The sequence below is a fragment of the Kitasatospora sp. NPDC056800 genome (assembly GCF_042789775.1).
Classification (GTDB): Bacteria; Actinomycetota; Actinomycetes; order Streptomycetales; family Streptomycetaceae; genus Kitasatospora.
In genome coordinates, this window is the sequence record NZ_JBHUAL010000271.1 from 1 (window position 1) to 10,800 (window position 10,800).

The following is a 10,800-nucleotide window of genomic DNA, read 5'->3' on the forward strand; positions in this document are numbered from 1 at the left end:
CCTCCAGGGTTGGCAGTCTGAAAATCATCCAGCCCCCGGAGCGGCCACCCCCGGAGCCACCCCCGGCCCCCCACCCTCCCGAAAGCCCACCCCCACAGAAGACCCCCGCAGAGCCCCCTCACCCATCCGTCCGCACGATCAGCAGCAACAACGCGTCGTCCCGCAACTCCCCACCCGTGTGCGCCAGCAGGTCCGCGTACACCCGCCCGACCGCCGTCTCCAGCTCCCCCTCCGAGCGCGCGGCCCCCCGCACCAGCGGCCCGACCCGCTCGGCCAGCGGGTAGAACTCGCCGCTCGTCCGGTGCCGCGCCTCGATCACCCCGTCCGTGCAGAGCACCAGCACGTCCTCCGCCCCGAACGGCTGGGCCCAGGTGGTCGGCTCCCCCGCCGCCAGCCGGCCGAGGCCCAGCGGCACCCACGGGTCGGGCGCGTCCAGCACGTGCGCCCGCCCCTCGTGGTCCACCCGGATCGGCGGCACGTGCCCGTACTGCAGCAGCTCCATCGCCCCGGGCGTACGGAACTCCGCGAACAGCGCCGTGGTGAACTCCCCGTCCGGCACGTGCCGTTCGACACTGGCCTCGATCCGCGCCGCGACGCCCCGCAGTCCGGCCTCGTCGTACGCCGCCTCGCGGAAGGCGCCCAGCACCACGGCCGCGGTCTGGACGGCGGCCAGTCCCTTGCCCCGGACGTCCCCAACCGCGACCCGGGTGCCGTGCGGCGTCTCCAGTACGGAGTACAGGTCCCCGCCGATCCGTGAGGCGTCCGCCGCCGACACGTACCGCACCGCGAGCCGCAGCGGCCCGACGGTCGGCCCGGGCAGCTGCAGCAGCGCCCGCTGGGCGGCTTCGGCGACGGAGCTGACGGCCGCGAAGGCCGCCGCGCGCCGCATCCGGATCTTGGCGACCCAGGCCGAGAACAGCGTCAGGACGACGTAGCTGACCATCGCCCCGTACAGGAAGCGGGCGTCGTTGATGTTGTCGACCTCGTCGTGGTGGCTGAGCCCGAACACCGTGAGCAGCCCGAGCGAGCAGACCAGCAGCAGTTCGCGGGGCTTCAGGGTCAGTGCCGCGACGGTCGGCACCACGGTCATCAGCGGGGCCAGGTAGCGGTCCTTGCCGGAGAGGAAGTCCGCGAGCCCGACGAGCAGGACGGCGATCAGCGCCGGGGTGGCGCGCCGCCAGAAGGGCACGTCCTGGAGGTCGGCGGCGAGCAGGGCGCCGCGCTGCCGGTCCGGCGGCAGTCCGGCTGCCGTGGGAGCCGAGGGAGACTGGGCGCGGCGGAGCGGAAACACATACCGAACATAAGGGACGATCACCGCGGAAGCCCGACCGGCCCTGGCCCCCGGCGTTCCCGGGCGATCCGGGCGCCCCACCCCCACCACTCCCGGAATACCCTGGAGGGGTATGGTGTTGTCACAAGAGTCGTTGCCAGCGCCGCGCCCCGGGCGAACACCCGGGCCGCCCGGACCTCCCGGAGGCCCCCGATGTCCAGCACCATCACCTACACCGTGTCCGGCATGAGCTGCGGCCACTGCGAGAAGGCGATCAGCGAGGAGGTCTCCGCCCTGGCCGGGGTCACCGGGGTTGCCGCCGACGCCACGGCCGGGACCGTGACGATCTCCTCCGCCGCCCCGTTGGACGACGAGCAGGTGCGCGCCGCGATCGACGAGGCCGGCTACGAGCTGGTCGGCCGCAGCGCCTGAACCACCCGGCACGGCGGGGCCGCCGCGGCGCCCCGCCGGCCACCCGCACCGAGGAGCTGATCCGCATGAGCACGTCCACCCCGGACCTCGGGGCCCGGGACCGGGTCGAGCTGTCGATCGGCGGGATGACCTGCGCCTCCTGCGCGGCCCGGATCGAGAAGAAGCTCAACCGGATGGACGGCGTCGAGGCCACCGTCAACTTCGCCACCGAGAGGGCCCGGGTCGACTTCGGCCCCGGCACCACGGTCGAGGACCTGATCGCCACCGTCGAGCGCACCGGCTACACCGCCGAGCTCCCCCCGCCCCCGGCCGCGCCCGAACGCTCCGCCCGGCCCGAGCCCGCCGACCCCCTGCGCGACCGGCTGCTGACCAGCGCCGTCCTCGCCGTCCCGGTGGTGCTGCTGTCGATGGTCCCGGCCCTCCAGTTCACCGACTGGCAGTGGCTGGCCTTCGCGCTCACCGGCCCGGTCGTGGTCTACGGCGGCCTGCCCTTCCACCGCGCCGCCTGGACCAACCTCCGGCACGGCGCCGCCACCATGGACACCCTGGTCTCGCTCGGCACCCTGGCCGCCTTCGGCTGGTCCTGCTGGGCGCTGTTCGGCGGCCACGCCGGCCGGCCCGGGACGCACCACGACTTCTCGCTCTCGGTCGGCGACACCGACGCCTCGGCCACGCTCTACCTGGAGACCGCCGCCGCCGTCACCGTGCTGATCCTGCTCGGCCGCTACCTGGAGGCCCGCTCCAAGCGCCGGGCCGGCGCCGCGCTGCACGCCCTGCTCGACCTCGGCGCCAAGGACGTCGCGGTCCTGGAGCGGGGACGCGAGGTACGGCTGCCGGTGGACCGGCTGACGGTCGGCACCCGCTTCGTGGTCCGCCCCGGCGAGAAGATCGCCACCGACGGCACGGTGGTCGAGGGCGCCTCGGCGGTGGACGCCTCGATGCTGACCGGCGAGTCCGTCCCGGTCGAGGTCACCGTCGGCGACGCCGTCACCGGCGCCACCGTCAACGCGGGCGGCCGGCTGGTGGTCGAGGCCACCCGGGTCGGCGCGGACACCCGGCTGGCCCGGATGGCCCGGCTGGTCGAGGAGGCCCAGAACGGCAAGGCCGCCGCCCAGCGGCTGGCCGACCGGATCTCCGCGGTCTTCGTCCCGGCCGTCATCCTGATCGCCCTGGCCACCCTGGTGGTCTGGCTGCTGGCCACCGACAGCTCCACCGAGGCCTTCACCGCGGCCGTCGCCGTGCTGATCATCGCCTGCCCGTGCGCCCTGGGCCTGGCCACCCCGACCGCGCTCATGGTCGGCACCGGCCGCGGCGCCCAGCTGGGCATCCTGATCAAGGGCCCCGAGGTGCTGGAGACCACCCGCACGGTGGACACCGTCGTCCTGGACAAGACCGGCACCGTCACCACCGGCCGGATGGCCCTGGTCGCCGTGCACACCGCGGAGGGCGTGGACCGGGCCGAGGCGCTGCGCCTGGCGGGCGCCGTCGAGCACGCCTCCGAGCACCCGGTCGCCCGGGCGGTCGCCGAGGCCGCCGCCGAGGCCGGCGCCCTGCCCGCCGTCGCGGACTTCCGCAGCGTGCCCGGGCGGGGCGTGGAGGGGGTCGTGGCGGGGCGCGCGGTGGTCGCCGGGCGCGAGGCCCTGCTGGCCGACCGCGCGCAGCACCTGCCGCCCTCCCTGGCCCGCGCCAAGGCCGCCGCCGAGGCGGCCGGCCGCACCGCGATCGCGGTCGGCTGGGACGGCGAGGCCCGGGCCGTGCTGGAGGTCGCCGACGCGGTCAGGCCGACCAGTGCCGAGGCCGTCGGCAGGCTGCGCGCGCTCGGCCTGACCCCGGTGCTGCTCACCGGCGACAACCGGGCGGTGGCCGAGGCCGTCGCCGCCGAGGTCGGCATCGCGCCGGAGCACGTGCTCGCCGAGGTGCTCCCCGAGGAGAAGGTCGCCACCGTCAAGCGGCTGCAGGCCGAGGGCAAGGTCGTCGCGATGGTCGGCGACGGCGTCAACGACGCGGCCGCGCTCGCCCAGGCCGACCTCGGCCTGGCGATGGGCACCGGTACCGACGCCGCCATCGAGGCCGGCGACCTCACCCTGGTCCGCGGCGACCTCCGCTCGGCGGCCGACGCGATCCGGCTCTCCCGCCGCACCCTGGCCACCATCAAGGGCAACCTGTTCTGGGCCTTCGGCTACAACGTGGCGGCGATCCCGCTGGCCGCCGCCGGCCTGCTCAACCCGATGGTCGCGGGGGCCGCGATGGCCTTCTCCTCGGTCTTCGTGGTCACCAACAGCCTGCGGCTGCGCCGCTTCCGGCCCGCCTGAGCCGGCCGACGCGAAGGCCCCGGACCGGTGTCGGTCCGGGGCCTCGACGCGTACGGGGTGCCCCGGGGCGTTCGGGACGTTCGGGGCCGGGCCTCAACGCCCCAGCAGCTCGCCGCCGTTGCAGTGCAGGATCTCGCCGGTGATGAACCCGGCCTCGGGCGAGGCCAGGAAGTACACCGCCGCCGCCACCTCGCCGGTCTCGCCGATCCGCCCGAGCAGGGTGCGGGCGGCCCGGCGGGCGACCTCGGCCTCGTCCAGCCGCGGCCCGAAGAACTCGGTGCCCGCGACGGTGCCCGGCGCGACGATGTTGGCGGTGATGCCCGAGGTGCCCAACTGGGCGGCCAGGAAGTGGTTCCAGGCGTGCAGCGAGGCCTTCGCCGCGCCGAACGAGCCGGCCCCGCGCAGGGCGGCGATGGAGCTGATGGTGACCACCCGGCCGGAGCCCGGGGTGAGCCGGTCGCGGACCGACTCGGTGAGCAGCACCACGGTCAGCACGTTGCGCTCGAAGTCGCCGCGCCAGCGCGCCAGCAGGGCGTGCGGCCCGCCGCCGACCACGGTCTCGCGGCTGCCGGCGTTGTTGACCAGGACGTCGATCCGCTCGGGCAGGTCGGCGAGCGCGGCCTCGACGGCGTCCGGGTCGGCGAGGTCGCACACCAGCGGGGTGACGTTCGGCCCGAGTCCGGCCGCGGCCTTCTCCAGGACCTCCCGGCGGCGGCCCACGATCACCACGTGGTCGCCGGCCTCGACGAACCGCCGCGCGACCTCGTACCCGATTCCCGTGCCACCGCCGGTGACGACGACGTTCCTGGCCATCTGCGCACTCCCTCCCCAGTTCCGCCGTCGCGCGGCGAATGTGCGCGACGGTCCGTACCGGAATGCCACGATTCCTATCACGCTCGGTTGCCGTGACTGCGGGGAGGGTGACGTCCGGCGCGAGCGAAGGTGTGATATGAGCGTGGTACGACGCGCACACGGAGCGTGGCGAGAGGCAGCTCACACCCCCCGGGCGTAACTTCTCGCACCCTGATACGTCTTAGGTTGGTAGTGCGGCAGTTTTTCCGGTGGGCGGGGACACGCTGAACGGCAACGTGTCCCCGCGCTTCCAGCGGGCTGTCGCCGACGGGGCTCCGGCGGGCCCCGGGACGGTCGTCGACCCTGACGGCCTTCGCGCACGACGCCGGGGTTCTGGCGGGCCTGGGACGCTTTGAGCGGCCGTCCCCGGCTGCGGCCGACCCCGGAGTCGTGCGCCGTACGGTTCCGTCCCCGCGCGGGCCCTCGGGCGCGCCACCGGGACGCGAAGGGGCCCGGCCGCTCTCGCGGTCGGGCCCCTCTCAGCTTCCGTGCGGGCCGGTGGTCGGCGCCGCTGCGGTCAGCGGGCGTCCAGCGGGACGTAGTCGCGGATCGCGGTGCCGGTGTAGATCTGGCGCGGACGGCCGATCCGGCTGGTCGGGTCGTTGATCATCTCGTGCCAGTGGGCGATCCAGCCCGGCAGCCGGCCGAGGGCGAACAGCACGGTGAACATGCTGGTCGGGAAGCCCATGGCGCGGTAGATCAGGCCGGTGTAGAAGTCCACGTTCGGGTACAGCTTGCGCGAGATGAAGAAGTCGTCCTTGAGGGCGTGCTCCTCCAGCTTGAGCGCGATGTCCAGCAGCTCGTCGCTCTTGCCGAGCTGGCCGAGGACCTCGTGCGCGAGCAGCTTGACCTGGGCGGCACGCGGGTCGAACGCCTTGTAGACCCGGTGGCCGAAGCCCATCAGCTTGACGCCGGCTTCCTTGTTCTTCACCTTCGTGATGAAGGCGTCGACGTCGCCGCCGTCCTTCTGGATGCTCTCCAGCATCTCCAGCACGGCCTGGTTGGCGCCGCCGTGCAGCGGGCCCCACAGGGCCGAGATGCCGGCCGAGATCGAGGCGAACAGGTTGGCGTGGCTGGAGCCGACCAGGCGCACGGTGGAGGTCGAGCAGTTCTGCTCGTGGTCCGCGTGCAGGATGAGCAGCTTGTCCAGCGCGTTGACGACGACCGGGTTGAGCTCGTAGTCCTCGGCGGGGACGGCGAAGGTCATCCGCAGGAAGTTCTCGACGTAGCTCAGGTCGTTGCGCGGGTAGACGAAGGGCTGGCCCATCGCCTTCTTGTACGCGTACGCGGCGATCGTCGGCAGCTTGGCGAGCAGGCGGACCGTCGACAGGTGGCGCTGGGCCGCGTCGAACGGGTTGTGGCTCTCCGGGTAGAACGTGGACAGCGCGCCGACGACCGAGGACAGCATGGCCATCGGGTGGGCGTCCCGCGGGAAGCCCTGGAAGAAGCGCTTGACGTCCTCGTGCAGCAGGGTGTGCTGGGTGATCTCGCGGTTGAACTCGGCCAGCTGGTCCGCGTTGGGCAGCTCGCCGTTGATCAGGAGGTACGCGGTCTCGATGAACCCGCCATCGGAGGCGAGCTGCTCGATCGGGTAGCCGCGGTACCGCAGGATGCCGTTGTCGCCGTCCACGAAGGTGATCGCGGACTTGTACGCGGCGGTGTTACCGAAGCCGTTGTCCAGGGTGACCAGGCCGGTCTGCGGGAGCAGCTTCGAGATGTCGAAGCCGGCGTTGCCCGCAGTGCTCTCGACGACGGGGTACTCGTACTCGCCGTCCTGGTACCGCAGTACTACCGAGTTGTCGCTCACGTCTTCCTCACCGACGAAATGAATCCTCTTCCAAGGTGCCCTGACTGTCTCTACCATCCCCCATCCGGAGGACAGTCGCGCACCCGGGGTGGCCCGAAAGGGCCCGCCCCTACAAAACCTGCTGCCGCAGCCGGTACGAACCGGACAAGATCGGCACCACCCTAGGCTCTGCCGTAAATCTCTTCACGTCAAGAGAACATTAGAGGCAACCATCCCGTTGGATAATCATCCAGCTGCGAGCCGATGGTCGAGTCCGGTATGCCTCCGACCTGCACTGACGGCCCGGACGGCCTGTCCGATCGCCTTGCGTGACCCCACCAGCACCACGAGTTTCCGTGCCCTGGTCACAGCGGTGTAGAGCAGGTTCCGCTGGAGCATCGTCCAAGCGGACATGGTGACCGGAATCACCACGACCGGGTACTCGCTCCCCTGCGAGCGGTGGATCGTCACCGCGTACGCGTGGGCCAGCTCGTCCAGTTCGTCGAAGTCGTACGCCACCTCCTCGTCCTCGTCGGTGAGCACCGTCAGCCGCTGGTCGTCCACGCTCAGAGCGGTCACCACTCCCACTGTGCCGTTGAAGACGCCGTTCCGCCCCTTGTCGTAGTTGTTGCGGATCTGGGTGACCTTGTCCCCCACCCGGAACGTCCGGCCGCCGAACCGGCGTTCGGCCAGCCCCTCCCGGGCCGGCGTCACCGCCGCCTGGAGCAGGGTGTTCAGGTTCCCCGCGCCGGCCGGGCCGCGGTGCATCGGCGCCAGCACCTGCACGTCCCGGCGCGGGTCGAAGCCGAACTTCTGCGGGATCCGGCGCGCCACCACGTCCACCGTGAGCCCGGCCGCCCGCTCCGCGTCGTCCTCGGCGAACAGGAAGAAGTCCGCCAGGCCGTCCGTCAGCGGCGGCCTGCCCTCGTTGATCCGGTGCGCGTTGGTCACCACGCCGGACTGCTGCGCCTGCCGGAAGATCCTGGTCAGCCGCACCGACGGGATCGGCCCGCCCTCCGCCAGCAGGTCCCGCAGCACCTCCCCGGCGCCCACCGAGGGCAGCTGGTCCACATCCCCCACGAACAGCAGGTGCGCGCCCGGCGGCACCGCCTTGACCAGCTTGTTGGCCAGGATCAGGTCCAGCATCGAGGCCTCGTCGACGACCACCAGGTCCGCGTCCAGCGGCCGGTCCCGGTCGTACGCGGCGTCCCCGCCCGGCTTCAGCTCCAGCAGCCGGTGCACCGTCGAGGCCTCCACCCCGGTCAGCTCCGCCAGCCGCTTCGCCGCCCGGCCGGTCGGCGCCGCCAGCACCACCTTGGCCCGCTTCGCCAGCGCCAGCGTCACGATCGACTTCACCGTGAACGACTTGCCGCAGCCCGGACCGCCCGTCAGCACCGCGACCTTCTCGGTCAGCGCCAGCCGGACCGACTCCTCCTGCTCCGGCGCCAGTTCGGCCCCGGTCCGCTTCGCCAGCCAGTCCAGGGCCACCGGCCAGTCCACGTTCCCGAACCACGGCATCCGGTCCGCGTCCGAACGCAGCAGCCGCACCAGCTGGTTGGCCAGCGAGATCTCCGCCCGGTGGAACGGCACCAGGTACACCGCGGTGACCGGCTCGCCGCCCTCCCCCGGGACCGCCTCGCGCACCACGCCCTCGGCCGCCACCAGCTCCGCCAGGCAGTCGATCACCAGCCCGACGTCCACCTGCAACAGCTTCACGCCGTCCGCGATCAGCCGCTCCTCCGGCAGGAAGCAGTGCCCCTGGTCGGTGCTCTGCGACAGCGCGTACTGCAGGCCGGCCTTCACCCGCTCCGGGCTGTCGTGCGGGATCCCCACCGCCTGGGCGATCCGGTCCGCCGTCAGGAAGCCGATGCCCCACACGTCCGAGGCCAGCCGGTACGGCTCGTTCCGCACCACCCCGATCGAACCGTCGCCGTACTGCTTGTAGATTCGCACAGCCAACGAGGTGGACACCCCGACCCCCTGCAGGAAGACCATCACCTCCTTGATGGCCTTCTGCTCCTCCCAGGCCGCGGCGATCTTCTTGGTCCGCTTGGGCCCCAGCCCCGGCACCTCGATCAGCCGGCCCGGCTCGTTCTCGATCACCTCCAGGGTGTCCGCCCCGAAGCGCTCCACGATCCGCTCGGCGAACCGCGGCCCGATCCCCTTGATCAGCCCCGAGCCCAGGTACCGCTGGATCCCCTGGATCGTGGCGGGCAGCACCGTGGTGTAGTTCTCCACCGTGAACTGCCGCCCGTACTGCGGGTGCGAGCCCCACCGCCCGTGCAGCCGCAGCGACTCGCCGACCTGCGCCCCCAGCAGCGCGCCCACCACCGTCAGCAGGTCGTTCGCGCCCCGGCCGGTGTCCACCCGGGCCACCGTGTAGCCGGTCTCCTCGTTGGCGTAGGTGATCCGCTCCAGCACGCCCTCGACCTGCGCGAGCTGGCGCGGCACCTGCTGCCCGGACTGCGCCGCCTGCTTGCTCACCGGACCCCCTTCGACCGGTACGGGTGGACGATTCCGCTACGCACCGTACCGCCCCGCCCCGACACCCCGCCCCCGCCGGTGCGGCGGCCGCTGCCGTGCACCGCCCCGGCCGAGGTGCCAGGCTGGGAGGGACCGAGGGGGACCGCCGTCGACCGCGCCCGCCCGGGCCCCGTCCGAGGAGCAGTGCCGCCATGCTCAACACCGACTTCCGCCCCGGTTCCCCGGACTGGCTCGACCTGAGCAGCCCCGACACCCGCGCGTCCGTCGACTTCTACACCGCGCTGTTCGGCTGGACCTTCGACTCGGCCGGCCCCGAGGCCGGCGGCTACGGCTTCTTCCAGCTCGACGGCCGGACCGTCGCCGCCCTGGGCCCGCTCGCCGAGGAGGGCACGCCGCCCGGCTGGACGCTCTACTTCGCCACCGAGGACGCCGACCGCACCACCGCGTTGGTCGAACAGGCCGGCGGCCGCGTCCGGTTCGCCCCCTTCGACGTCTTCACCGCGGGCCGGATGGCCGCCTACACGGACCCGACCGGCGCCGACTTCGCCGTCTGGCAGCCGCACGGCACCCGCGGCCTGGACGTCGTCACCGAGGAGGGCAGCCTCTGCTGGGCCGAGTGCTACAGCGTCGACGCCGAACTCGACAAGTCCTTCTACCGCTCCGTCTTCGACTGGCAGGAGCAGGACGTCCCGCTCGGCGAGGTGATGTACACCGTCCTCACCCCGGCCGGCGGCGGCAGCGACGACGCCCACGGCGGGATCATGCAGCTCGGCCCCGAACACACCGCGCGCGGCACCACTTCGCACTGGCTCCCCTACTTCGAGGTCCCCAACGCCGACGCCAGCCTCGCCATCGCCGACACCCTCGGCGCGACCGTACGGATCCCGGCCATGGACGTGCACGGCGTCGGCCGCCTGGCCCAACTGGTCGACCCGCACGGCGCCGTCTTCGCCGTCATCACCAGCGCCAAGCCCGGGGACTGACGCCGAAAGGGTCCCACGGCCCTTCAGAAGGCCCGGGAAGGGGTGCTACGGGCGTAGACAAGACGCGGTGCGGCAGACAGGGGCCTCTAGTCTCTGATCATGACTGAAACGGCTGTTCTGACGATCCGGCGGGCCACCGCCGACGACCTGCCGGCGATCGTGGCCATGCTCGCCGACGACCCGCTGGGTGCCACCCGCGAGAGCCCCGACGACCTCACCCCCTACCGCACCGCCTTCGCCCGCATCGACGGCGACCCGCACCAGCACCTGATCGTCGCCGACCGGGCCGGCCGCACCGTCGGCACCCTCCAACTCACCGTCGTCCCCGGCCTCTCCCGGGCCGGCGCCACCCGCACGATCATCGAGGGCGTCCGCATCCACGCCGACGAACGCGGCAGCGGCCTGGGCACCGAACTGATCCGGTGGGCCGTCGACCGCTCCCGCGAACTCGGCGCCGACCTCGTCCAGCTGACCTCCGACGCGACGCGCACGGACGCACACCGCTTCTACGAGCGGCTGGGATTCGTGGCCTCGCACGTCGGGTTCAAGCTCAAGCTCTGAGAACGCGCTCAAAAGCCCGGAAAACGCGAAGAACCCCCATCCGGGACCCGGATGGGGGTTCTTCTGAAGAATTGTTCGGCGGCGTCCTACTCTCCCACAGGGTCCCCCCTGCAGTACCAT

General features: G+C 72.6%; 8 protein-coding genes. 4 read left to right on the top strand and 4 right to left on the bottom strand.

Going from position 1 to position 10,800, the window contains the following annotated elements; genetic code table 11:
• Positions 1-118 precede the first annotated feature (118 nt).
• A complete protein-coding gene (locus ACFRQN_RS37270) occupies positions 119-1,291 on the bottom strand; it encodes a PP2C family protein-serine/threonine phosphatase (protein WP_053112039.1) in 1,173 nt (390 codons plus the stop codon).
• Between the two features lie 192 nt (positions 1,292-1,483).
• Here ACFRQN_RS37270 and ACFRQN_RS37275 point away from each other — a divergent pair, with 192 nt between their 5' ends.
• Together ACFRQN_RS37275 and ACFRQN_RS37280 are read left to right on the top strand one after the other, a co-directional pair.
• Positions 1,484-1,702, top strand: coding sequence for a heavy-metal-associated domain-containing protein (locus tag ACFRQN_RS37275; RefSeq protein ID WP_049651134.1), 219 nt, complete (start codon positions 1,484-1,486; stop codon positions 1,700-1,702).
• 65 nt (positions 1,703-1,767) lie between these two features.
• Entirely contained in the window at positions 1,768-4,014 is a 2,247-nt protein-coding gene (locus ACFRQN_RS37280) for a heavy metal translocating P-type ATPase (protein ID WP_380744998.1), read from the top strand.
• A 93-nt stretch (positions 4,015-4,107) separates the two neighbouring features.
• Here ACFRQN_RS37280 and ACFRQN_RS37285 read toward each other — a convergent pair whose 3' ends face one another.
• The 3 genes from ACFRQN_RS37285 to ACFRQN_RS37295 form a co-directional block, all read right to left on the bottom strand.
• Entirely contained in the window at positions 4,108-4,827 is a 720-nt protein-coding gene (locus ACFRQN_RS37285) for an SDR family NAD(P)-dependent oxidoreductase (protein WP_049651142.1), read from the bottom strand.
• Positions 4,828-5,383: 556 nt separating this feature from the next.
• The gene (locus ACFRQN_RS37290; RefSeq protein WP_049651143.1) at positions 5,384-6,673 is read right to left on the bottom strand and encodes a citrate synthase; all 1,290 of its coding nucleotides are present in this window, start codon (positions 6,671-6,673) and stop codon (positions 5,384-5,386) included.
• A gap of 225 nt (positions 6,674-6,898) precedes the next feature.
• Positions 6,899-9,136 (bottom strand): ATP-dependent RecD-like DNA helicase, encoded by a 2,238-nt coding sequence (locus tag ACFRQN_RS37295; RefSeq protein WP_049651144.1) that lies wholly within the window; start codon positions 9,134-9,136, stop codon positions 6,899-6,901.
• A 191-nt stretch (positions 9,137-9,327) separates the two neighbouring features.
• Between ACFRQN_RS37295 and ACFRQN_RS37300 the strand changes: the two genes are divergently transcribed.
• Entirely contained in the window at positions 9,328-10,119 is a 792-nt protein-coding gene (locus ACFRQN_RS37300; protein WP_049651145.1) for a VOC family protein, read from the top strand.
• A gap of 99 nt (positions 10,120-10,218) precedes the next feature.
• Entirely contained in the window at positions 10,219-10,680 is a 462-nt protein-coding gene (locus ACFRQN_RS37305; protein ID WP_380745001.1) for a GNAT family N-acetyltransferase, read from the top strand.
• The last annotated feature ends 120 nt before the right edge of the window (positions 10,681-10,800 follow it).